Source organism: Bacillus cereus group sp. MG1 (assembly GCF_040460035.1).
GTDB lineage: Bacteria > Bacillota > Bacilli > Bacillales > Bacillaceae_G > Bacillus_A > Bacillus_A cereus.
On the sequence record NZ_JARVGY010000001.1, the window covers coordinates 1,790,001 to 1,815,063 of the forward strand.

The window sequence follows — 25,063 nt, forward strand, 5'->3', positions numbered from 1 at the left end:
TCTTTTTACTACATCAATCTAACATTACGCTTAACATTTTAACCCTCGGTGGTTTAGCTGTTGCGGTTGGACGTCTCGTCGATGATAGTATCGTTGTCATCGAGAATATTTTCCGCCGTTTACAAAAAGATTCTTTCTCTAAAGATATCATTCTCGATGCAACGAAAGAAGTCGCAGTCGCAATTACTTCTTCTACTTTAACAACGGTCGCTGTTTTTTTACCTATCGGCCTCGTAGCGGGAGCAATCGGAAAATTAATGTTACCTATGGTATTAGCAGTTGTATATTCTATACTATCATCCTTAATCGTTGCACTAACAGTTGTTCCACTTATGGCTTTTTTACTACTCAAAAAAACAAAGCATCGAAAGCCAAATTCTTCATCACGATATGTCGCTACATTAAAGTGGGCTCTTTCTCATAAATTCATTATTCTACTTACTGCATTTTTATTATTTGTAGGATCAATTGCAGCTTATATATTACTACCGAAAGCAAACATAAAATCTGAAGACGACACAATGTTATCTATTAACATGACATTTCCAGCCGATTATAATGCTGAATCTCAAAAACAAAAAGCATTTGATTTTGAAAAGAAATTACTTTCTAATTCAGATATAACAGACGTTATTTTACGAATGGGATCTAGCGCAGAAGATGCACAATGGGGGCAAACAACTAAAAATAACCTCGCTAGTATATTCGTAGTCTTTAAAAAAGGTTCTGATATTGATCAATATATTAAAGAGTTAAAAAAGGAAAATAAAACTTTTGAGCCTGCTGAACTTGATTATATAAAAACAAGTTATTCAAGCTCTGGCGGCGGCAATAACTTACAATTTAACGTAACAGCTACTAACGAAGCGGATTTAAAAGAGGCGGCTACTATCGTTGAAACAAAACTAAAAAGCATGGATGATCTTTCTAAAGTAAAAACAAATTTAGAAGACTCTAAAAAAGAATGGCAAATTCATATTGATCAAACAAAGGCTGAACAACTAGGTTTAACACCAGAAATAGCTGCGCAACAAGTAGCATTCCTTATGAAGAAATCACCTATTGGCGAAATTACAATTAATAATGAAAAAGCTACTATTATGATAGAACACAAAAAAGAAAACATTAATAAACAAGAAGATATTTTAAATACAAACATACTATCACCTATTAATGGACCAATACCTTTAAAAGACATCGCAACTATTTCAGAAAAACAAACGCAAACAGAAATTTTCCATAAAGACGGAAAAGAAACAATCCAAATTACAGCCGAAGCTTCAAATGAAGATTTGAGTAAAGTAAACACAGCAGTAAATAAAGCGATGACTGACTTAGATTTACCTAGTGGTGCAAAAGTAAATATCGCAGGAGCTACTGAATCTATGCAAGAGAATTTTACAGATTTATTCAAAATTATGGGGATTGCAATCGGGATTGTATATTTAATTATGGTTATCACCTTCGGGCAAGCACGTGCTCCTTTTGCAATCCTATTCTCCTTACCGTTAGCTGCTGTCGGTGGTATTTTAGGATTAATCATTTCACGAACACCTGTTGATGTAAATTCCTTGATCGGCGCATTAATGTTAATCGGGATTGTTGTTACAAACGCTATTGTATTAATAGAAAGAGTCCAACAAAATCGGGAACACGGAATGGAAACTAGAGAAGCCTTACTTGAAGCAGGTTCTACTAGACTACGCCCAATTATTATGACAGCTATTACAACAATCGTTGCTATGCTCCCACTCCTATTTGGCCAATCCCAAGCAGGAAGTATGGTATCAAAAAGTTTAGCCGTCGTCGTCATCGGCGGTTTGGCAGTCTCAACTGCTCTTACATTAGTAGTCGTTCCAGTTATGTATGAACTATTAGATAAAATCGGGAGAAAAAGACGCTCCCGTAGGAAAATAAGCACTTCTACAGAAACACCTGATATTTAAAAACAAAAGGCGTTACCTTCACAAATGAAGATAACGCCTTCTCTCTATTTATTCATAAAATCCATCATTTTTTCCACATATTGCTCTATAGGTTTACTAGAATCCACAATCCAAATTACATCTGTTCTTCTTTATAATTAATCACAAATTCAACAATCATTACATCCATTCCTTCTATATTAAAATACAAAAGAACCCCCTACCTATAAATAGAGAGTTCTTCTTTATAATTTATGCCGCTTTTACCTTTTTCGTTGTTTTACTTTTTCTTTTCGTTCCTGTAAAGCGCTTGTGTAATATAGATGCTATCAAGCGTGAAATAACATTGAATAGTAATACCATAATAATTAATACAGCTGCAGATTTTGTCGCAATCAACTTCGCATCTGGAATAACTCCTTCAGAATTTAATTTCCAAATGTGAACCGCTAATGTTTCAGCTGGTCTAAACGGATTTAAAGGATGCGCAGGACTTGATAAATCCGCTGCTGAATTTAAAATCGGGGATGTTAAACCCGCTGTGTAAATTAATGCTGCCGCTTCCCCAAATATACGACCCGCCGCTAAAATAATCCCTGTAATAATTTGTGGTAATGACGATGGGATAATAATACGAGCGATTGTTTGCCACTTCGTTGCACCTAATCCAAGACTTGCCTCTTTTACATTATGAGGAACTTCTGAAATCGCATTTTCACAAACACGCGTTAAACCTGGTAAATTTAAAATAGTTAAAGCAAGAGCACCACCCATTACTGTGTATCCCCAACCTGTCATTGTAACGAACACTAACAAACCAAATAAACCAACAACAATAGAAGGTAAAGACGCCATCGTCTCTATACATAGACGAACAAAATTTAAAAAACGTCCTTGTTTTGCGTACTCTGCTAAATATATTCCAGCACCTAATCCAAGAGGAATAGATATAATAAGCGTTATAACAAGCATGTAGAAGGAATTGAATAACTGCGGACCAATCCCACCACCAGCTCTTGTATTGCTTGGTTCTCCAAACAAGAAATTAGGATCCCAAAATCCCCATCCCTTTTGTAAAATTTCAAATACTAAGAACACTAGCAAAGCTACAACTAAAGCTGCAACCGCATAAAAGATACCTGTCCAAACTTTATTTACCGTTCTTGCATTCATTATTATCGCTCACCTCTTTGCCCAATCGCTCGAATTACTAAAATAAACAGGAATGAAATAACAAGTAAAATCATCGCTAAAGTCCATAGCGCATTGTTCCAAGCAGTTCCGTTCAATGTATTCGTCATGTCCATTGTTAAAATACCAGTTAACGTCGCTGTCGGACTATATATTCCTTCTGGTAATTTAATCGTATTCCCGATTACCATTTGAACCGCTAGCGCTTCACCAAAAGCACGCGCTAAACCTAAAACAACACCTGTTAAAATCCCTTTCTTCGCAGCAGGAACAATTACTCGGCTAATCGCTTGCCATTTCGTTGATCCTAGACCATAAGAAGCTTCTAAATAATCAAATGGAACAGAACGTATTGCATCAGAAGCGATACTAGCAATAGTAGGTAAAATCATAATACTTAATACAACAATACCTGCAATTAAGCTAAAGCCTACTCCCCCAAACGAATCACGTAATAGTGGTACTAAAATCGTAACACCTAATAATCCGTATACAACCGAAGGAATACCAACTAACAATTCTAGAACAGGCTTCAATACTTTATTTCCAAACTTTGGCGAAATTAAATTCATGAATATAGCAAGAGCTATAGCAATTGGTGCACTAATAATAACCGCACCTAACGAAACCACCGTTGAACCTACAATGAAAATTAAAGCCCCGAAGGATCCTTGATCAGCATTTGGATTCCATTTTGTCGATGTTAACATCTCAGTAAATGAGATACCACTTTGTGTAAAAGATTGAATACCTTTCCCACAAATAAACGCAATAATAGCTAATGTAATTAAAACAATAAAAATACCACAAAACGTAACAAGTGATCTTCCTATATATTCACTTTTTACGTAATTAATTTGTTTTTTCCCCTTCATCACAGGACAGACCCCACTTCACAGATTGAAATGAACAGGACTGGCCTTGCAGCCAGCCCCATAAAATTTTATTACTTATTTAATTTAGACATTGGAATGTAGCCCATATCTTCTACTTGCTTTTCAAAATCTTTACCTTTTACATAATCGATGTAAGCTTTCGTCGCTTCCTTCGCTTCACCTTTTGTTACCATATATTCGTAAGACCAGAATGGATATTTACCAGACGCAATGTTTTCAACTTTCGGTTCAGCACCATCAATTTTCACTGTTTGTAGTGCGCCTTTTTTCTCGCCGACCATGTAAGACATTGCTAAATAACTCACCGAACCAGGAGTAGAGTTAATCGCTTGCTCTACTGCACCGTTAGAATCTTGTGTTGTACCAGTTCCATCATTAATTTTCGCGTCTTTCATAATCGTTTTTTCAAATGTAGCACGTGTACCAGATGAAGCCGGACGATTAATTACATTGATTTTTTCATCTTTTCCGCCTACTTCTTTCCAGTTTGTTACTTTTCCAGTGAAGATATCTTGTACTTGTTGCATTGTTAAGTTATCAACTTTTACATCTTTATTTACGACAAGAGCGAATGCAATACCCGCTACCTTGTTATCTACTAATTCTTTCGCCTTTTCAGCATCTTTTATTTTATCTCCGGACGGAACATCCGAATTACCAATTTGCACTGCACCAGATGCTACTTGGTTAATCCCAGTTCCACTACCGCCACCTTGAACTTGAATAGAAACTTTTGAATTTTTCTCCATGAATTTCTTTCCAGCTTCCTCCGCAAGAGGTAGAAGAGCTGTAGAACCAGCCGCTGCAATCGTACCTGATAATTCTTGTTTTGTATTATCGCTTCCTTTAGCAGTTTCTTTACTAGTTGTATCTTCTGCTTTCCCACAACCAACTAATGCTCCTGCTACCACTAAAGCTGCTAAAGAAAATTTAATACCTTTTTTCATAACCATGTCTTGTACCCCCATTTGGATTATCACTTTTCGAATTCATTTTCTTTCGAACACAAATTCATTGTAGGACAACAATATTATGTGAGTGTTAAGCAATTTTTAATTTTAAGTAAATGACGATAATAATCCTTAAAAGCTAGAAATCCCAACATTTATAGTTAAATAACCCAACAAAAACCACACTAACTACGCTGCAATGTAAATATATTCTTAACAATGTAAATTCAATGTAAATGTTTTTCTATCTTTTTCCCTTTTCGTTAAAGTTACATTTACAATTCCGCTGTATTTTGTAATTTTTACACACCTAATTTATGCACATTAAAAATAATTTCAGTAATATTTTTTAGTACAACTAAATAAATTGGAACAATTCTAAAAATAAATGAATATTTTTAAAGTACTAATTGACAACATAATCCAATGTAGTCTACTATATTACTAACAAAAAGTTTACCTTAGGAAACTTTTTGAACTCAAACTAAAAATATAGAGATGAGGTAACTTTTATGGTATCGGCTAATATAAAACCACTTTCCGAATTTAAAATAGGAGAGTTTGTACAAATTGAGAAGATACAATTAGAAGGAACTATGAAACGACGCTTATTAGATTTGGGATTTATCCCGGGGGCGACGATTAAAGTATTGCAACGCAGTCCACTTGGAGATCCGGTCGCTTATCAAGTGAGCAACACAACTATTGCACTGCGTAAAGAAGAAAGCTCCCTTATTTTCGGGGTATTAATAGGAGATGATTTCAGATGAGCAAACATCGTATCGCTTTAGCTGGTAACCCGAATACAGGGAAAAGTACATTATTTAATACTTTAACAGGCTTAAAACAACATACTGGAAACTGGACGGGAAAAACTGTTTTAAAAGCTGAAGGAGAATATGAACATAACGGAAGTAATTATACATTAATAGATTTACCGGGAACTTACTCACTATACTCAAATTCCGCAGACGAAGAAGTAGCGAGGGATTATATTATATTTGAAAAACCAGAAGTAACTGTAGTTGTTATAGACGCAACTGCTATGGAAAGAAATTTAAATTTAGCACTCCAGGTGATGGAGATGACAAATAATGTAGTCATTTGCATTAACTTAATTGATGAAGCCGAGAAAAAAGGGATTGTTATCGATGAAAAGAAATTAGCAAAATCACTTGGTGTACCTGTCGTTAAAATTTCAGCACGTAACCGAGTAGGTATTGGTCATTTGCTAAATGTTATTGCAAGAGTAGCAAATAAAAAACTAATTCCAACACCAATTAAAATTACTTACAGCGAAAAAATTGAAAATATGATTCAGGAATTAGAACCACAAATTTATAAAGTGTTCGGTGATACGTATCCAGCACGTTGGATTGCGTTACGTATATTAGATGGAGATAAAAATTTCTTAACTACACTTCAAAAACACCATAATGAACCACTTGTAAGGGAGGTCGTAATTAATGGAATCTCACTCAGCCAGTAAAGGTCTTCCATTAGACTATATTATTCAACATGCACAAACACTTTCAAAAGAAGATATACGAGATGATATAGTCGGAGATATTTACCGAACATCTGCAAGCATATGTAAAGAATCTGTCCAATATACAAATACTGATAAATTATATCGTTCCGAAAAACTAGATAAAATTTTCACATCTCCAATCTGGGGATTCCCAATTATGCTCGGTATTTTATCTATTATTTTTTATCTTACAATTGCAGGCGCTAACGTACCATCTGATATGATTGCCGAATTCTTCGGATGGGCCGAAGGATATTTAACATCTTGGTTCCAAGCAGCGCATGCACCTGAATGGTTACATGGCATTTTAATACTTGGTTTGTTCCGTGGTATCGGTGCTGTTATTAGCGTTATGTTACCACCTATGGCAATCTTTTTCCCTATGTTCGCGCTATTAGAAAACTACGGATACTTACCACGTGTCGCGTTTAATATGGACCGCTTATTCAAACGATCCGGCGCACACGGGAAACAATCTTTAACAATGGCAATGGGATTTGGTTGTAATGCAGCAGCCATTATGTCAACACGTATCATTGAATCACCACGTGAACGTATGCTAGCAATTTTAACGAACAACTTCGTTCCTTGTAACGGTCGCTGGCCTATGTTAATTTTAATGGCTTCACTATTTATGGCTGCTGGTTATACAGGCAGTATGCAAACATTGGTTACTGCTGGCGTTGTAGTTGGAATGGTTGTAATTGGTGTTATTATGACATTAACTGTTTCTTGGGTACTATCAAAGACAGCCTTAAAAGGGATTCCAACTCACTACACACTTGAGTTACCTCCGTACCGCAAGCCAAAAGTTTGGAATACCATTGTTCGCGCAACACTCGATAAATCAATCTATGTTTTAAAACGAGCTATAGTTGTTGCTGCCCCTGCGGCTGCATTAACTTGGTTACTTGCTAACATTTTTATCGGTGACACAAGCTTACTTATGTATTTTGTAAACTTCCTAGATCCATTTGCTAAAATGTTAGGACTTGACGGGTTTATTCTAGCTGCATTCATTCTTGGACTACCCGCTAATGAAATTGTAATCCCAATTTTATTAATGTCTTACTTATCAACTGGGGCTTTAACTGAAATAGATGATTTTAATCAAATTAAAAATCTATTCCTAGAAAATGGTTGGACTTGGTTAACAGCGTTAAACACAATGTTGTTCTCACTTCTTCATTTCCCGTGCGGAACAACACTTGTTAATATATACAAAGAAACAAAAAGTGCAAAATGGACATTCTTATCGTTTGCAATCCCTACCGTTATCGCCATTGTTGTTACATTCCTCTCTACACAATTGGTACATTGGTTAGGGCTTGTATAAAGCAAAGCATACATAGAAGGTATCCCCCTTCACATATGCTTTGCACGAAAGAAACCTGAAATTATTCAGGTTTCTTTTTTTGCACATCAGTATTCCACGGCTGTGCTCCATACGTTGTGAGTTTTTTATGAATAAAATATATAGTTCCTGGAAGAACTGCCATTAATATCGTGCAACTAATTCCTAATCCAGTAAACAACTTTCATCACCTTATTTCACTCTTTTCGGTAAAGCTGAACCTGAATGTTCAATTGTTGGATGAACATGAACAGTAATTTCAGCATTACTAAAGTAATTTTCGCCTTGATCCCAATTCTTACTTATTTTTGTCCACTCTTTATAATTATGTCGCTTATACACTTCCCCTAACTCTAATACATCTACCTTATATTTTTTTTGAACAAGCTTAATCGATTTTTGAATACGCTCCTCCATTTCTTCCGATATATCCTTCTCTAAACGCTTTTCATTCAAAACCTTTTTATGATCACTGAAATGCAACTCAGCCAATGTGCCTTCCAGAGATAAATGAATATCAAACTTTGGTTTTGTAGCATTCGTTGTAGATACTTTAATTTTTCGACGCAACTTATGAATTTCATATGTAATAAGTTGATTTTTTTTACGAATCGTAAAAAAACCTCCAATTTTTTTGCCTATTATATAATTCATCCCTAATGTTTCTTCCCCACTCAAATTGCCTACACATTTATTATCCTTTCCACGAAACAATGCTGCACCGTTCATTTGTACCCCTTGTTTTGTCAGTTCAAGAATAGGTAATACAAAACTGCGGTTAGAGATCATCTTCTCCTGTACCTCCCCAATTCTTACAGCCTCAATCATTTGGGCATTTTTCGGAGGGTGTTCAGCTAACATATCAATATACTGCGCCGGTAAATTTTCAGGCTTGGCACTTTGTTTTAAAATAGCTTCTGCATTTTTCTTAGAAACGAACAAACGAATATTTCTTCTCATTTCATGATCGCGAATATATACATCTAACGTATTTTGTAAAATGTATGGATGTGAAAGTAATTCTTCAGAGAAAATAATCACTTGTATATGAGGGAAAAATAATGTACGGCTAATTTTTTTAGCGATTATTCTTATTTGTTCAAATACACTATCTGCTTTTGCACTAACATTAATATAATTTTCGCTATCCCCACCCCCTTGTCCACCCTGTTGAGACAATTTACTGGGGAGTACCATCTGATAGGTCCCTTTCATAATTGGATTCGCTTTCTTCTCCTTCACGATATCGTAAGCCGCTCCTACTACAAATCCTCTTTCTTCTATCTCTTCTAACTCAGAACACCCACTCATAAATCCAGTTAAAGCCATAACCATTATAATTTTAAGAAGGTGTTTCATTTCCACCATTCCTTCTTTTTATTTTATATACAATTAAAACGAGCAAAGGTGCTAACACAACACACCCCATATCTATCCAAGCTAAATAAGTCCCATAACTTGATAAAGCATTCAAACTACTAGGTATCATATTCGCCATAAAAATAATTGGGGCACTTACGAAAATAAAAATATGTTTCTTCACTTTCGGAAACATAGCACAAAACAATAAAGATGCGACATCATAGTACATTGCTGTCGTGTTATAAATAGTAATAATCCAAGTCGTAAAAAAAATCGCATCAAACCTTTCTAAAAATCCTCCACCAATTTCAATTTCTTTCCCTAATTCAATTGTTGGATATGTCAATCCACGTGTTGTCATATACGTAAAAACACTAATACAAGTTACATAAATTAAAATGTATGACAGCACGTTTACCATCACCGCTTTCGCGACTGCCATCGGCGCTTTTTTCGCTGTCTTATCATTCAGCAACACCGCATAAAATAAAGCTACTTCAAATCCAATAAACGTAAAAATAGAATTTTTAACTCCAACAGCATATTGACTTACTTTCGTTTGAAAAGCTGGTAGTAAATTATTTATTTCCATTAAATTTATATTCAATAAAGAAAGAAGTACTATCGCAATTAAAACAATAGGTAAGAATAAAACATTTAACCTTAATAAGGCTGCTCTTGATCCTGCTATTCCATAAATAACAACTAATAAGAAGAAGAAAGACAGTAGTTGTATTGGTGTATCACTAAATAAATACGTTTGAGAAATAACTGAAATCATTCGCGATTCATATGCTGTCAAAGCAGCAAACGTTAATACTAAAATACAACTAATTGTGTATGCAACAGGCTTCGTCAAATGCGCACTCGTATATTGAACAAAATTTTGTTTTGGAAATAAGATAGCCACTCTCGTCACAAACCAGCCTAAAACTGCGCAAATCAATCCACCCAAAAGCAAGATAATCCAACCGTCCGAAAATAAAGTTTGGTTAGCGATATCTCTCGGCATAGACAATGCCCCTATACCAATAATGGTCGATGATACCGCAAACCCAATTTCCCGAGATCCAATCTCTTCATCGCCATACTCAAATGGTTTCACTTATTTTCGCTCCTTTGGACGTATTGTAGAATCTTTTGTTTGTAAGTACTCTGGTCTATCTTTCAACATCGATTTTGGCATGCGAATAAATTCTTCTTTCCAATCTTTATAAAATGCAGGAGCAATGGGAGTTGTATACGGTATACCAACACTTGTTAAATTTGTAATATGAATAGCAAGTGCAATCAGAGCTAGAATGATCCCATACAGTCCAAAAGCCGTTGCAGCTAATACAAAGACGAAAAGTAAAATTCGGAACGTAATCGTAATACTATATACAGGAAGCGAGAACGTAGCAATCGCAGTAACTGCAATAATAATAACTAAAAACGGATTTACAATCCCTGCATTTACCGCAGCTTCTCCAATTACAAGACCTCCTACAATCCCTATCGTTTGTCCCATTGGTTTGGGCAATCGGATTCCAGCTTCTCGTATTAATTCCATAGTCAAGGCCATCATTAACGTTTCAATATATGCTGGAAACGGAACACCTTCCCTCGCACCTGCAATTGAATAAGCCAGTTTAGAAGGAATAAGTCCTTGATGATAAGATACAAGTGCTACATACATAGCTGGTAACAAAACCGCGATTATACCTGAACCCATACGTAAAAATCTTAGTAACGTTCCAATCACCCAGCGCTCGTAATGATCTTCTACAGATTGAAAAATATCAACAAACACAAGCGGTGCAATAAGAGCAAACGGAGATCCGTCTACTAAAATGGCCGCTTTTCCCTTCGCTAATGACGCTATAATATTATCTGGCCTCTCTGTATTCAAAAACTGTGGAAATGGAGATAAATTATTATCCTGAATTAATTGTTCAATCGTACCTGTTTCCAAAATAACATCTGTCACTATTGATTGAAGACGGCGATCTAACTCTTTTACAATGTGAGGATTAATAATATCTTCTATATATACTAGGGTTACTTCTTTCTGCGATCGCTTCCCCATAATATAAGATTGGAACCTCAACTTTGGATCGCGTAAACTGCGTCGGATTAACATTTTATTCACATTAATATCTTCATTTAATCCAACTCTTGGTCCGCGTATTAAATCTTCTGTCACTGGTGGCTCTAAACTTCTCTTCTCCCAAGCCCTACTATTAATAACGATAGCAGTTTGAATATTATCAATTAATATAACTGTATCTCCCGCTAAAATCGCATTTATAATATCCGGAAACGTTGTCTTCTTACCCACTTCCGCAATAGAAATAAAATGATCCAATAACGTCTGAACGACAGCCGCTTCATTTTGCACTTCTTCATATTGAAGAGTACGAACTACATATTTATAAACATTATCCTTGTCTGTTAACCCACATAAAAACACAACCGCACAACGTGTAAAACTCCCAGCAAGAACAACTTCTCTAATTGTTAAATCATTAGGTGAACCTAACTCATCCCTAATTTCTTTCATAACTTCAAATAAGTTACCTTCAAGCTCTAACAATTTCCCCACCTAACTTCCTTTTCAACAAGTTTTTAGTTAGATTCCGCTAATTGAAGAAAATATATACAAAAAAGAGCTATCTCTTTTCAAAGATAGCTCTAATAAAGTAAAACTTTAATCAGCCCTCACCAATCGGACTTTTACAGGCAGCAGGGCCCCTACCTAACTTCTTTGCTTCCGCTGAATTTTGAGTTGAGGGTCTTACTGCCCGTTAATGCGGGATAAACGAATTACTTTTCTACTATTATATTGTTTTTCTTTATAGATACACTTTTTGTAAACCCACTAACTACAAACATCACAATCATATTAATTAACAATGCGACTATGCCTACATTCAAATCTTTTATATACTGCGGGAAACTCGGAAACATTGTGGCTATAGTTGAACCAGATAAGGTAATATATGCGACCACTAACAGCCCAACTCCTATTCCTGCAATCGCTCCTTGCTTCGTAATAATTTGGCGTGGAAACAAGCTACATACAAGTGCAGGGAAAAGTTGTGTAACAATACTGTATCCCATTAATAGAAGCGCTCCTATCGTTTCTCCTCCTTTAAATGTAAATAAAACTGCCACGAGCGTTACTACAGGCACAAATAATTTTGCCATCTTAGCAACTTGTCTATCTGAAGCAGATGGAACTATCGTTCGATAAATATTTTTCGCTAACAGTGTAGAAGCCGCCATAACAAGCATCGAACCCGGAACCAATGCCGTTAATACTCCCGCACTACCAATAATTCCAATAAACCAAGGATCAAAAGTTTGTAAAGCAAGACGGAATAACGAAAGATCTACATCCGCTCCCTTTAACCCAGGAACTTGCAATATAGCAGCAAATCCTGCAAAAAATACGAAAAGTAAAACTAAAGAATACAATGGCATAATTGCTGCATTTTTACGAAATACTTTTTCATTTTTTGCAGAAAAAGCAGAAGCAAATGTATGAGGCCACATATAAAAACCGAGGGCCGTTAATATAATAGTAGAAACAAACCAAGAAATACTCATTCCTTCTTCAGGTAAAGATAAAAATCCCGGTTTCGCTGCCTCTACAGCCTCAAACATCGGCTGAAATCCTCCATAATAATGATACGGTAAATATATACCTAAAAACATAACGATAAACAGTATCATAATATCCTTCAAAGCAGCCGTCCAAGCCGAACCATGTATACCTGAAACCATTACATATATAGTTATAACAATAGCACCAATCCAAACCGCAACAACAGGTGACACCCTTCCGTAAGAAGCTTCTGAAACGATAATTCCCAGTCCTTTTAACTGTAAAACAAGATATGGGATGATGGAAACAACACCAACAATTGAAACAATAATCCCAAGCGCTTTACTTCTATATTTCTTCGCAAAAAAATCCGACTGTGAAACAAGGTTATGCTCTTTCGCATACTTCCAAATCGGTGGCAATAAAAAATACGATAAAAGATAAGCTAAAGCGCCATAACCTAAAATATAAAAGGTAGGTGCTCCTTTGCTATACGCCCAGCCACTTCCTCCCAAAAATGTAAACGTCGTATAAATTTCACCTGCCATAAGGAGAAAAACAAAAATAGTGCCAAACCCTCTTCCCCCAACTGACCATTGCTCTAAATTCATATCTTTTCCATGTTGTGCCCGAATCCCTAAAAATAGTGCGAGAAACAAAAATAAAATAATGATAAGTAATGCAGTCATTTTACATCCTCCTTATTAGCAGGATCAAACACGTACACAAGCCCCATACAAAAAGATGTAATAAACACTGATAATAATACCCAAAATAATAAAAATGGCATCCCTAATACGTAAGGAGTAACTGAATTCGCAAATATTGGCCCAACTACTAAACAAAGAACTGGGATAAGCGCTAGAATGTGTATTTTCTTCATCTCATTCTCCTTTACTTATAAAGTTCATAATGGCTGATACAAAGACTTCCACTCCAATCAGTAATGCATCTTCGTCAATCGTAAAACGAGGGTGATGGTGAGGATATATAATACCTTTCTCTTTATTTCCCGCTCCGATAAAAAAGAATGTCCCCGGTGCCTTTTGTAAAAACGCTGAAAAATCTTCTCCAGCCATCGTCGGCTGTAAACGAACAACTCTATCCCTTCCATAAAGTTGTAATGCCGTTTGTTCAATAAGCTCTGTAGCTTCATAGTCATTTACAACTGGTCGATACCCATATTCATATGAAAATGTATATTTCGCTCCGTAAGATTCCGTAATATGCTTCACAATCCGCTCAATCTTCTTCTCTGTTTCACCTCGTAATTCATGTCTTAAACTTCTCACTGTCCCTTCAATCTCGGCTTGCTCTGGTATTACATTATGAGTTGTCCCCGCATGAAATTGCGTAACAGATATTACGAGAGAATCTAATGGATTCGTGAGGCGAGATACAATTTGCTGAAGTTGCGAAACGACTTGTGTTCCGATTGCAATACTATCCACCGTTTCATGAGGGATTCCAGCATGTCCACCTTTTCCCTCTATCTTAATTTTAAAAACATCCGGTGCAGCCATTGCAGGACCATAAATAACACCTATTTTCCCAACCTCTAACGACGCCCAAAGGTGAGCACCAATAATATAATCCACACCTTCCATTACACCTGCAGCAACCATCTCCTCTGCACCACCAGGAAAATTCTCTTCAGCATGTTGGAATAGAAAACGAATCTCTCCTTTAATCTTCTCTCTTTCTTCTACTAACTTATGTACAACCCCAAGTAATATCGCTATATGTCCATCATGACCACATGCATGCATTACACCTTTATATATAGAAATAAAATCAAACTCATTTTCTTCATGAATAGGAAGAGCATCCATATCGGCTCGAATCGCAACTGTTTTGCCCGGATGTTTACCTACTAACTTTGCCATCACACTATATTTAGTCGGCCGTGACACTTCTAAATATGGGAATTTCCGAAGTATATCGAACACAAACTGCGATGTTTTCTCTTCTTGAAAAGATAACTCTGGATACTTATGAAAATGCCTTCTCCACTCAACTAACTGATTTTTTGACAAAACAAGTTCCTTTGCAACATCCATTTCTCTTCTCCCCTTCTTCACCAAGTTAAATGTTATTATAACGTGAATTGTTAACTTTTAAAGGAATCTTCTGAATTTTCAGTGATGGTAAACTAAAAAGAAAAAGCCATCCAAAAGATGACTTTTTCATTATTATAAAATAGTAATTGCTTGTTTTCCCATTTGCTCCCAAGCTTTCTCAAATTCTGCTCGCGGAACAGCCAAGCGCGGATTATTTTTAAGAGGATCATTTACATATACAAAGTTTTGATCATATCCAATTACTACTGCACTATGCTCATAATATGTAATTTTCACTTCGCCTGAACTCGTATTCCATGTTTCAAAACTACTTTCAGCTAGCGGCTTAAACGTCGTATTAATAATGACCCATACCGGAGAACCAGAACTAATTACTTTATATATATCTTGCATGTCTCTACCTGTTAAATTAATTACTTTTTCAGGAACATATTTTTCTGCTAAATCAAAGATTGGTTTATTGTATACACCATATCCAGGCTCTGCCTTTGTATAAATATTTCCCACAAATCCCTCGTAAGGATTTCCACGCAAACCATTTTGTTCAAATGGAACACGATGAATTTCGCTAGCAAGTTGCATCTTATCTACTTGTACACCTTTATATTGCAGCAACATAGCTAAACTTGTCACTTCACATCCTCGAGGTAATTCTGGTAATTGTTTAATAAACGGAACATCTTCAATCATAGCTGCTTCTTTCATTTCAGATAGAAACTCTAAGCGTAGAACTTGCGCCTTTTGCATGATTTTATCTTTTCCTATAAAAAATGCAGCAGCAAGTATAATTCCAAAAACAAAAAGATATTTTAACTTTTTCATTATAAACAAAACTCCATTAATTATTATTTTACAGATACACCTCTTATCATTGTACCCTTCTTCTTACTAGTTTGCTAGAAAGATCATGTGAATTATCGCTCATAGAATTAATTATAAAAATTCTAATTATTTTTAATAAAAAGAAAAATAAATATACATTTACAGAATATTTTGCTAAAATCAAAATTGTTAACATAGTGAAGATATCACCATGTTAACAAACATTCTTAGAGTATTTAGTCATAGTTCGTTTTTTACATACTCCATTCATTTCATAGCAAATAAACCGAGTGTGTTTTGCATCCCCCACTAATGATTAAAAACTCAGAATAAAACGAAGTTTACACATTCAAGAAAATACGGGGTGAGGGGCATATGAATCAACAAATTGAACAAACAGATTTAAAACGAACAATGAAAAGTAGACACCTATTTATGATTGCACTCGGCGGTGTTATCGGAACCGGGCTATTTATGGGATCTGGTCAAATCGTCCATAATGCCGGACCTGGTGGTGCTATTCTTGCATTTTTAGTCGGTGGATTTGTTATGTATTTAACGATGTTATGTCTTGGTGAATTATCCGTTGCTATGCCAGAAGCAGGTTCATTCCAAAGTTATGCAAGCAAATTCATTTCACCTGGTTTTGGATTTGTTGTCGGTTGGATGTATTGGTTAAATTGGGCTGTTACAGTTGGCGTAGAGTTAACAACTGTAAGTATTTTAATGAAACGCTGGTTTCCAGACGTTTCTTCCTGGATTTGGTGCGTTACATTTGCAGCAGCACTCTTCCTCGTAAACGCTTTATCAGCAAAAGCATATGCAGAAGCAGAGTTTTGGTTCGCAAGTGTAAAAGTCGCGACAATTGTCATTTTCATCGTGCTTGGTGGCGCTGTTATGTTCGGTCTACTAGACTTTAATGGAAAGCCAGCTCCAATGCTTCATAATTTCACTGAAAATGGCGGGCTATTTCCCAACGGTGCATTAGCTGTTCTTCTTACGATGATTACAGTAAATTACTCCTTCCAAGGAACAGAATTAATTGGAATCGCTTCAGGAGAAAGTGAAAATCCTGAAAAAACAATTCCAAAAGCAATAAAAAATACAATTTGGCGAACTCTCTTCTTCTTCGTCTTAGCGATATCAGTTGTTGTAGGTTTACTCCCATGGCAAGAGGCTAATCTAGTTGAAAGTCCCTTTGTACTTGTATTTGATGTAGCCGGTGTCCCATATGCAGCAGATATTATGAACTTTGTTATTATTACAGCTGTATTATCCGTTGCTAACTCTGGTCTATATGCAAATTCTCGTATGCTGTGGGCGATGGCAAAACAAGGAATGGCAAGCCCAGCATTTACGAAATTAACTAAAAAAGGTGTACCGCTAAATGCATTAATTTTCAGCCTAATTTTCGCTAGCCTGTCCTTACTAACAAGTGTATTTGCGGCAGATACTGTCTTTCTAGTTTTAACATCTATTGCAGCAATGGCTGCCGTTGTCGTTTGGATGTCAATCGCCGCTTCACAGTTTTTCTTCCGTAGAAATTTCGTGAAAAATGGTGGCAACATAAATGATTTAAAATATCGTACACCGCTCTATCCACTCGTTCCAATCGTAGCGTTCTCGCTCAATTTCATTACATTTGTTAGTTTGGCTTTCATTCCAGATCAAAGAATTGCTCTTTATTGCGGCATTCCATTTATGATTATTTGTTACATTTTATACCAAGTTAAATATAAAAAAATTGTCACACTTGAACAGCCACGAACTGTCACACAAGAAATAAACTAAATATACAAAATATTCAGCTATCTTCCTTATCATAAGATAGCTTTTTTCTATTTCTTGGATATCCTGGTATAACTTTATTTATCTTAAAATTTTCACAATCACGTTTTTCTCTGGAAAATAGTTTACAATGTAATCAAGTTACAAATGATATTCACCTTAAAAAGTGTGCATTTGTGTCTATTTTTTAACAATATATCAAAAACTATTGCCTTCTATAAATTAATAGGTTTATATTGTTTTATTGGCATAGTTTCAATCCAAGGAGAAAGGAGATTTTCAATCGTGCAACTAAAGAAAGCGTTTTGGAAGTTGGCTTCACTTCTTCCGTTATCATTACTTCTGTTCCTCGGTGGCTGTGATAAAAAACTCGCAGTATTAAATCCGCAAGGACCTGTTGCAAAAGCACAGTATGATTTAATTGTTTGGTCATTCTTGCTTATGTCATTAATTATCGCAATTGTATTCATTCTGTTTACAGTCATCTTGATTCGTTATCGTGAAAAACCAGAGAATATGGACTATGAGCCACCTGAACAACACGGTAACACATTACTAGAAATTATTTGGACGCTTGTTCCTGTTATTATCGTTATCGCATTATCGATTCCAACAGTAAAAGCAACTTATGCTTCGGAAGAGGTTCCGAAAGAGTCCAAACATATTAAACCAGTTGAAATTTATGTTACATCTGCAAACTGGAAATGGTTATTCAGTTACCCAGAGGAAAAAATTGAAACCGTTAACTATTTAAACATCCCAGCTGGTGTACCAATTCAATTCAAACTGACTTCTGTCGGCCCAATGAATGCTTTCTGGGTACCAGAACTTGGTGGTATGAAGTACACAATGGATGGCATGATTATGGATCTTTATTTACAAGCTGATAAGCCAGGTTCTTACCTAGGCCGTAGTGCGAACTTCTCTGGTGAAGGATTCACACACATGGAGTTCGAAGTTGAAGCAAAAACTAAAGAGAAATATGACAAGTGGGTTAAAGAAGTACAAGAAACTGCTCCTAAACTAACAGAAGCTAAGTACAACGAAATTGTTAAACCAGGTGTAGTTGGTCGTATGACATTCTCTAGTCACCACTTAAGTTATGTAGATCCAAAATCACTTGAATATTGTGATTATAACTACTACAAAAACAAAAAATAATAGCTATTATTCCAACAGATTGGAGTGAACACAGTGAAGCTTGATGAATTCTTTGTCACAGGTGACCCGATTATTTACGGTGCAGACGCTTCTATCGTTCTTGTGACATTAGCAATCATTTTCGTACTAACAAAGTATAAAAAATGGAAATGGCTTTGGGACGAATGGTTGACAACTGTTGACCATAAAAAAATCGGAGCCATGTATATTATTTCTGCGGTTATCATGTTATTCCGTGGTGGTATGGATGGTTTAATGATCCGTGCACAGTTAACATTCCCAGAAACAACTTATTTAAACGCTGAACACTATAACGGAATCTTTACAACGCATGGTACAGTAATGATTCTTTTCATGGCAATGCCATTCGTTATGGGATTAATGAACCTTGTAGTACCATTACAAATTGGTGCTCGTGATGTTGCATATCCGTTCTTAAATGCTTTAAGTTTCTGGTTATTCTTTGTCGGAGCAATGTTATTCAACATCGCTTTCGTAATCGGTGGTTCTCCAGACGCTGGGTGGACTTCTTACTTCCCAATGGCAGGTACAGAGTTTACTTCAGGCGTAGGAAATAACTACTACGCAATTGCATTACAGATTTCAGGTCTCGGTACGCTAATGACCGGTATTAACTTCCTTGTTACTATCTTAAAAATGCGTACACCTGGTATGACTTTAATGAGAATGCCAATGTTTACTTGGTCAATCTTAATTACAACAATTATCATTATTTTCGCTTTCCCAGTATTAACAGTTGCTCTTGCATTAATGACATTTGACCGTCTATTCGATGCTCACTTCTTTACGATGGCGAGCGGCGGTATGCCGATGTTATGGGCCAACCTGTTCTGGGTATGGGGTCACCCTGAAGTATATATCGTTATTTTACCGGCATTCGGTATTTTCTCTGAAACCATTAGTACATTCTCACGTAAGCGTCTATTCGGTTACAGTGCGATGGTATACTCAATGGTTGCAATTTCTTTACTAAGTTTCGTCGTATGGCTTCACCACTTCTTCACGATGGGTGCAGGTCCAGCGGTTAACTCATTCTTCTCGATTTCGACAATGGCGATTTCGATTCCAACCGGTGTTAAGATCTTTAACTGGTTGTTTACACTGTATAAAGGACGTATCCGTTTTACAGTTCCAATGCTTTGGTCATTGGCATTTATTCCAAACTTCGTAGTCGGTGGGGTTACAGGGGTTATGCTTGGAATGGCAGCTGCTGATTATCAATACCATAACAGCTACTTCCTAATCGCTCACTTCCACTACGTATTAATCGCAGGTACAGTATTCGCTATGCTTGCTGGATTCACATTCTGGTATCCAAAAATGACTGGTCATATGTTAAATGAACGCCTAGGTAAATGGACATTCTGGATCTTTATGAGCGGATTCAACATCTGTTTCTTCCCAATGTACTTCTTAGGTTTAGACGGTATGACTCGTCGTATGTACACTTACTCTGAAAGTCTTGGATGGGGATGGCTAAACCAAATCGCATCTGTTGGTGCGGTAATGATGGGTATCGGCTTCCTACTTCTTTGCTACAACGTAATTTGGAGTGCACGTCACGGTGAACGTGACACAACTGGAGATCCATGGGATGGTCGTACACTTGAATGGGCAACTCACTCTCCTGTACAACATTACAACTTCGCGAAGCTTCCTGAAATTAAAGAAGCTGATGCTTTCTGGTACATGAAAAAACGCGGAGAAACAGTTACACCAGCAGCAGAAGATATTAAACCAATTCACATGCCAAGTAACTCTGGTGTGCCTATTATTGCGTCTGGATTCTTCGGTCTTGCAGGTTTCGCATTAGTATTTAGCTGGTTCTGGCTTGCAGCAATCGGTGGAGTTGGTATTTTAGCTTGCTTAATCTATCGTTCATTCGATTATGATGAAGGTTACTATATCAGTGTTGATGAAATTAAAAAAACAGAACATATAGCATGAGAGGTGAAATGACATGGCGGCTTTAGATAAAAGCTTACCTTTGGAATATCAATCCGAACAAAGCAGATTGAATATCCTAGGATTCTGGATTTTTCTTGGGGCTGAAATTATGCTGTTCGCAACACTTTTCGCCTCTTATCTAGTCCTTGCTGGTCGTACGGCAGATGGCCCAACACCAGCGCAATTGTTTGAACTTAAAACGCTTTTAATTCAAACATTACTACTTTTAACAAGTAGTTTTACATGCGGTATCGTAATTCATGAAATGCGTAAGCATAACCAAAAAGCGATGCTTGGATGGTTCGTCCTTACATTACTTTTAGGTGCAGGTTTCCTATTCTTTGAGATTGAAGAGTTCATTATGTACATTGGTGAAGGCGCAACAATTCAAACAAGTGCTTTCTTATCTGGATTCTTCGTTCTTCTTGGAACGCACGGAGCTCACGTAACAGGCGGTATCATTTGGGCAACTTGTGTTATTATCCAAATTTTAAAACGAGGTTTAACACCAGTTACAGCTCGTAAAGTATTCATTATCAGCTTATACTGGCATTTCCTTGATCTAGTTTGGGTCTTTATTTACACACTAGTTTACTTGAACGGGATGGTGGCGTAAATGGCTCAAAACAACAATCAAGCAAACGGGCATGCGCATAGCGGATTCCCTTGGTCACACGTTTTCGGATTTATTTTATCGCTTGCATTAACGTTTCTAGCGTTATACGTGGCACTTTACACAACATTGCCACTTTCAACAGTCTTAACAACTATTATCATAATGGCTGTTGCGCAAGCATTGTTACAATTAATTATGTTCATGCATTTAAAAGAAGGAGAAGGAAGAGTTCAAATTCTTACAATGATATACAGTTTCTTCGTTGCAACTGCAACAGTTGGTTTAACTGTATGGATCTTCTTCTCAATGTAATGTACATGAAAAAGACTGCTGAGATTCCTCAGCAGTCTTTTTTTATCCCCTCCCCTGTTACATCCACATTACGGAATTAACAACAGAATCATGAAAAATATACTTATTATGACAAATGTTAAGAAAAATCTTTCTTTATGAAATCGAATCCATATGCGTTGCTTTTCTACCTATTATATGGCTAAATAGGTACTATATTTATTTGAAGGGAGAGAACGCAATGGAACATCATACTTCTGTTCTATCACTTATGGTTGTCGTTGCAATCGCGTTTTTCGTTCCCCTTTTGTTACAACGCTTTAAATTAAAAGCACTTCCTGTTGTCGTTGCAGAAATTATTGCAGGAATCTTTGTAGGTAAAAGTGGGTTTAATATTATTGAGCCAGATATATGGCTTCAAGTTTTATCAACATTAGGATTTATCTTCCTCATGTTCTTAAGCGGTTTAGAAATTGATTTTTCTATCTTTAAACAAAAAGGGAAAAAAAATACGACAAACGAGCCAAATACATTTCAAGTAGCAAGCATTATCTTCTTATTTATTTTCATCTTATCTTATGCCCTATCATTACTATTCGTATGGCTAGGATTTGTAGATAATGCAATGTTCATGACTTTAATTATTTCAACTATTTCTTTAGGTGTTGTTGTACCAACATTAAAAGAAAACAACCTAGGAAAAACTGCAATCGGACAAATCATTTTATTAGTTGCTGTTATTGCAGACTTAGTTACAATGATTTTACTCGCTGTTTTCGTCGGATTAAATTCCGAAAGCGGTCAAAGTATGTGGCTCTTACTTATTCTATTCGGTGCCGGTATTGTCATTTACTTTATTGCAAAACGCTTTAAAAACATTCCATACTTAGATAGTTTAAAAGCTGGTAGTGTACAAATTGATACACGAGCTGTTTTTGCACTCATTTTAATCTTAGTTGGGTTATCGGAATCTGTTGGAGCAGAAAATATTTTAGGTGCCTTCTTAGCAGGTGTACTTGTATCGTTATTATCACCAAATGAAGATATGGTGGAAAAACTTGATTCTATCGGCTATGGTTTCTTCATCCCTATTTTCTTCGTAATGGTTGGTGTAAATCTAGAGGTGTGGTCTATTTTCAAAGAACCTTCTAGCATGCTAATGATTCCAATCTTAATTGTAGGACTCTTTATTTCGAAACTCTTACCATCACTCGTCTTAAGAAAATGGTATCCACGTAATATCGTACTTGGAAGTGCAATCTTATTAACATCGACACTTTCTTTAGTTATTGCGGCTGCACAAATTGGTGAAAAACTGGAGATCATCAGTCCAAGTTTATCTGCCTCTCTTATTTTAAGCGCAGTTATTACTTGTATTTTTGCACCTATATTGTTTAAAAAAATGTTCCCAAAAGTAGAAACACCAAAACCAAAAGTAGCTATTATTGGCGCGAGCAGAATTACCCTTCCGTTATCACTAGATTTAAAACGAGAAGATTATGACGTAACGCTATATATGATGCGTCAAAACAAAATAAATGATGAAGAAGCGAAATCACATGACTTCCCTATCGTGAAATTAGATGACATCACAATCGCATCATTAACTGAACAAACAGCATTTGATGCAGATCGCGTCGTTGTTGCAACAAGCGATGATGAACAAAACTTATTATTGGCAGAACATGCAAAAGAGCTAGGTGTTGAACATGTTATTGCAAGTGTAGAAGATCCACTTCTACAAGAAAAAGCAACGCAAGAACATATCGCTGTATTCTCAACAATTAACTCTACACGTATTTTATTACGTGCACTTATTGATAAACCTAGTCTCGTTCGCTTAATTACAACAGCAAACGAAACAGTACGTGAAGTTGAACTGCGCAGCAATAAATATAACGGCGTTGCGCTTCGCCGCCTCCCGTTTTTAGGTGATGTACTTGTCATTCAAATCTACCGCGGTAACAAAGCATTAATACCGCATGGTGATACAAGACTACAACACGGTGACACATTACTTGTAACAGGTTCAAAAGAACATATCGATACACTAAAAAACATATTAGAGTAAAAAAATGCCCCTCACATAATTGAGGGGCATTTTTTTAACTTCATATGGTAAAATGTTACTATCACATATTATGAGGATGGATCACATTATGTCTATTGTAACTTTAGCTCTTTTATTATTAGCAGAAATACTCGTTGCCATTATTCTCATCGGTGTTAGTATTGAGATTTGTAGTTACGGATGGAAAAAATCGAATGGAATAAAATATTCTTGCCTCCTACTTTCACTCCTTCTCGGAACTGCTAGCATACTCGGACTTCTCGCCGCACCTGCTTATTTCTTTATACAATTAACAGAAAAGGCCTTATAAGAAAGGATGTTAATATGATTATCGTGAAAAATATTGAGGGATCTGAAACTTACGTATTACGTCAAAAAATTTTACGCCCCAATCAAACATTAGCAGATTGTAAATATCCTTCCGATTATGAAACAGACACCTTCCACTTAGGCGCATTTATAAACGATGAACTAATTAGTATCGCTTCCTTCTCAAAAGAAATATACCCTGACCTACCAGCCGGTATTCATTATCGTCTACGAGGAATGGCCACATTACCTGAGTTTCGAAACAACCACGCTGGAAGCTCCTTAATTCAGAATGCAGAACAAATCTTACAAGAGCGTCAAGCAAATATGTTATGGTGTAATGGCCGAATTACTGTAACTGACTATTACAAGCGATTAGGCTTTCAGGAGCATGGTGAAATTTTTGAACTTGAACCAATTGGCCTTCATAAAGTTTTGTATAAAAAGATATAAGAAAAGCTTTCCTCAATACGGGAAAGCCTTTCTTATATTTCAATCTTCTCTTTTTATTTTTTTCATATATATGTATATAAACAAACTAGGAACTAAAAAACAAGCAAACATAATAAGTCCTGTCATACTAATTTCCTTTATCGAAATATCTGGTGTTACAACGATACAAATAGCTAAAATCCCAATAATAATACCCACCGGAATGAATAATAGCTTCATAAAATAACGACGCGACACTCCGCCCGTATGCTCATACACTTCCACTGAATTTTTCAGATTTAAAAAGTTAATAATTATTATCCCGCCCATAAATACCATTAATAAATCCGAAACACTTTCATATCCTGCCCCTTGCAAGACATAGCGGTAAAAGACGATAGCTAGTATGACGATATTTTGTAAGATGAAAGCTAATCTAATATGTTTTAACCCTTCAATCATTAAACGTTCATCTTTCACGATTTTCATCCTACCACTCCTTTTCCTCCCAAAACAAATCATTCAACGTTTTATCTACTGCATAACAAATTTTTAAACATAAATCTAAAGATGGATTGTATTTCCCCTTCTCAATTAAACTAATCGTTTGCCTTGTAACGCCTACTTTTTCTGCTAATTGTTGCTGTGTTAAATCTAACTGAACACGCGCGACTTTTATTTTACTTACAGCCATTCATGTTCCTCCTCTATCTATATTGTAACATA

Annotated in this window: 25 protein-coding genes (1 of these 25 running past the window's edge); 12 read left to right on the forward strand and 13 right to left on the reverse strand. The window is 36.1% G+C overall.

Annotation, left to right across the window (positions count from 1 at the left end; genetic code table 11):
• A protein-coding gene (locus QCI79_RS09395) for an efflux RND transporter permease subunit (RefSeq protein WP_000375534.1) crosses the window boundary here: on the forward strand, positions 1-1,946 show its 3' portion. Its footprint begins 1,099 nt before the window's first position; the window shows 1,946 of its 3,045 coding nt (coding positions 1,100-3,045); its start codon lies off the left edge, out of view; it ends in the stop codon at positions 1,944-1,946.
• A gap of 231 nt (positions 1,947-2,177) precedes the next feature.
• Here the strand turns inward: QCI79_RS09395 and pstA are convergent, their stop codons facing one another.
• The 3 genes from pstA to QCI79_RS09410 all read right to left on the reverse strand — a co-directional run bounded on the left by pstA (position 2,178) and on the right by QCI79_RS09410 (position 4,965).
• Entirely contained in the window at positions 2,178-3,098 is a 921-nt protein-coding gene (pstA, locus tag QCI79_RS09400; RefSeq protein WP_000994140.1) for a phosphate ABC transporter permease PstA, read from the reverse strand.
• A 2-nt stretch (positions 3,099-3,100) separates the two neighbouring features.
• Positions 3,101-3,991 carry a phosphate ABC transporter permease subunit PstC gene (pstC, locus tag QCI79_RS09405; protein ID WP_000676676.1) on the reverse strand — a complete coding sequence of 297 codons (891 nt, stop codon included), beginning with the start codon at positions 3,989-3,991 and terminating at the stop codon, positions 3,101-3,103.
• A gap of 71 nt (positions 3,992-4,062) precedes the next feature.
• Positions 4,063-4,965 (reverse strand): phosphate ABC transporter substrate-binding protein PstS family protein, encoded by a 903-nt coding sequence (locus QCI79_RS09410; RefSeq protein ID WP_000245109.1) that lies wholly within the window; start codon positions 4,963-4,965, stop codon positions 4,063-4,065.
• Between the two features lie 509 nt (positions 4,966-5,474).
• Here QCI79_RS09410 and QCI79_RS09415 point away from each other — a divergent pair.
• The 3 genes from QCI79_RS09415 to QCI79_RS09425 are packed head-to-tail and all read left to right on the forward strand — an operon-like array spanning position 5,475 to position 7,829.
• Entirely contained in the window at positions 5,475-5,732 is a 258-nt protein-coding gene (locus QCI79_RS09415; protein WP_000252982.1) for a FeoA family protein, read from the forward strand.
• Positions 5,729-6,451, forward strand: a complete 723-nt coding sequence (locus QCI79_RS09420; protein ID WP_000033868.1) for a FeoB small GTPase domain-containing protein — start codon at positions 5,729-5,731, stop codon at positions 6,449-6,451. The genes QCI79_RS09415 and QCI79_RS09420 overlap by 4 nt, the downstream gene beginning before the upstream one ends.
• Positions 6,429-7,829, forward strand: a complete 1,401-nt coding sequence (locus QCI79_RS09425; RefSeq protein WP_000443624.1) for a nucleoside recognition domain-containing protein — start codon at positions 6,429-6,431, stop codon at positions 7,827-7,829. The genes QCI79_RS09420 and QCI79_RS09425 overlap by 23 nt, the downstream gene beginning before the upstream one ends.
• A gap of 61 nt (positions 7,830-7,890) precedes the next feature.
• On the opposite strand, the gene QCI79_RS09430 is transcribed toward QCI79_RS09425, so the two are convergent.
• The 8 genes from QCI79_RS09430 to QCI79_RS09465 all read right to left on the reverse strand — a co-directional run bounded on the left by QCI79_RS09430 (position 7,891) and on the right by QCI79_RS09465 (position 15,701).
• A complete protein-coding gene (locus QCI79_RS09430) occupies positions 7,891-8,028 on the reverse strand; it encodes a hypothetical protein (protein ID WP_000493997.1) in 138 nt (45 codons plus the stop codon).
• Positions 8,029-8,039: 11 nt separating this feature from the next.
• A complete protein-coding gene (gerLC, locus tag QCI79_RS09435) occupies positions 8,040-9,206 on the reverse strand; it encodes a spore germination protein GerLC (protein ID WP_021727613.1) in 1,167 nt (388 codons plus the stop codon).
• On the reverse strand, positions 9,190-10,314 hold the full coding sequence (gene gerLB, locus QCI79_RS09440) for a spore germination protein GerLB (RefSeq protein WP_000801992.1): 1,125 nt from the start codon (positions 10,312-10,314) through the stop codon (positions 9,190-9,192). Before gerLB ends, gerLC begins: the two co-directional genes overlap by 17 nt.
• On the reverse strand, positions 10,315-11,793 hold the full coding sequence (gene gerLA / locus QCI79_RS09445) for a spore germination protein GerLA (RefSeq protein ID WP_003283200.1): 1,479 nt from the start codon (positions 11,791-11,793) through the stop codon (positions 10,315-10,317).
• A gap of 221 nt (positions 11,794-12,014) precedes the next feature.
• Positions 12,015-13,487, reverse strand: coding sequence for a sodium:solute symporter family protein (locus QCI79_RS09450; RefSeq protein WP_000125929.1), 1,473 nt, complete (start codon positions 13,485-13,487; stop codon positions 12,015-12,017).
• Positions 13,484-13,681, reverse strand: coding sequence for a DUF3311 domain-containing protein (locus QCI79_RS09455; protein ID WP_000719833.1), 198 nt, complete (start codon positions 13,679-13,681; stop codon positions 13,484-13,486). The genes QCI79_RS09450 and QCI79_RS09455 overlap by 4 nt, the downstream gene beginning before the upstream one ends.
• 1 nt (position 13,682) lies before the next feature.
• Positions 13,683-14,858 carry an amidohydrolase gene (locus QCI79_RS09460; protein WP_000382125.1) on the reverse strand — a complete coding sequence of 392 codons (1,176 nt, stop codon included), beginning with the start codon at positions 14,856-14,858 and terminating at the stop codon, positions 13,683-13,685.
• A 132-nt stretch (positions 14,859-14,990) separates the two neighbouring features.
• Positions 14,991-15,701, reverse strand: a complete 711-nt coding sequence (locus tag QCI79_RS09465) for a C39 family peptidase (protein WP_000734488.1) — start codon at positions 15,699-15,701, stop codon at positions 14,991-14,993.
• A gap of 375 nt (positions 15,702-16,076) precedes the next feature.
• Between QCI79_RS09465 and QCI79_RS09470 the strand changes: the two genes are divergently transcribed.
• The 8 genes from QCI79_RS09470 to QCI79_RS09505 all read left to right on the forward strand — a co-directional run bounded on the left by QCI79_RS09470 (position 16,077) and on the right by QCI79_RS09505 (position 24,358).
• A complete protein-coding gene (locus QCI79_RS09470; protein ID WP_001075761.1) occupies positions 16,077-17,492 on the forward strand; it encodes an amino acid permease in 1,416 nt (471 codons plus the stop codon).
• 282 nt (positions 17,493-17,774) lie between these two features.
• Positions 17,775-18,650, forward strand: coding sequence for a cytochrome aa3 quinol oxidase subunit II (locus QCI79_RS09475; RefSeq protein ID WP_001176165.1), 876 nt, complete (start codon positions 17,775-17,777; stop codon positions 18,648-18,650).
• Positions 18,651-18,683: 33 nt separating this feature from the next.
• Positions 18,684-20,618, forward strand: a complete 1,935-nt coding sequence (gene qoxB / locus QCI79_RS09480; RefSeq protein WP_021727612.1) for a cytochrome aa3 quinol oxidase subunit I — start codon at positions 18,684-18,686, stop codon at positions 20,616-20,618.
• 13 nt (positions 20,619-20,631) lie between these two features.
• Positions 20,632-21,234 carry a cytochrome aa3 quinol oxidase subunit III gene (qoxC, locus tag QCI79_RS09485; RefSeq protein WP_000729318.1) on the forward strand — a complete coding sequence of 201 codons (603 nt, stop codon included), beginning with the start codon at positions 20,632-20,634 and terminating at the stop codon, positions 21,232-21,234.
• Positions 21,235-21,546, forward strand: a complete 312-nt coding sequence (gene qoxD, locus QCI79_RS09490; protein WP_000068425.1) for a cytochrome aa3 quinol oxidase subunit IV — start codon at positions 21,235-21,237, stop codon at positions 21,544-21,546.
• A 220-nt stretch (positions 21,547-21,766) separates the two neighbouring features.
• Positions 21,767-23,596, forward strand: a complete 1,830-nt coding sequence (locus QCI79_RS09495; protein ID WP_000399972.1) for a monovalent cation:proton antiporter family protein — start codon at positions 21,767-21,769, stop codon at positions 23,594-23,596.
• Positions 23,597-23,648: 52 nt separating this feature from the next.
• Entirely contained in the window at positions 23,649-23,906 is a 258-nt protein-coding gene (locus tag QCI79_RS09500) for a DUF4022 family protein (protein ID WP_044129536.1), read from the forward strand.
• 14 nt (positions 23,907-23,920) lie between these two features.
• On the forward strand, positions 23,921-24,358 hold the full coding sequence (locus tag QCI79_RS09505) for a GNAT family N-acetyltransferase (protein WP_000587682.1): 438 nt from the start codon (positions 23,921-23,923) through the stop codon (positions 24,356-24,358).
• A gap of 39 nt (positions 24,359-24,397) precedes the next feature.
• On the opposite strand, the gene QCI79_RS09510 is transcribed toward QCI79_RS09505, so the two are convergent.
• Complete coding sequence (locus QCI79_RS09510; RefSeq protein ID WP_000706629.1) at positions 24,398-24,826, reverse strand: hypothetical protein; 429 nt, start codon at positions 24,824-24,826, stop codon at positions 24,398-24,400.
• A gap of 1 nt (position 24,827) precedes the next feature.
• The gene (locus QCI79_RS09515; protein ID WP_000301183.1) at positions 24,828-25,031 is read right to left on the reverse strand and encodes a helix-turn-helix transcriptional regulator; all 204 of its coding nucleotides are present in this window, start codon (positions 25,029-25,031) and stop codon (positions 24,828-24,830) included.
• Positions 25,032-25,063: the final 32 nt, after the last annotated feature.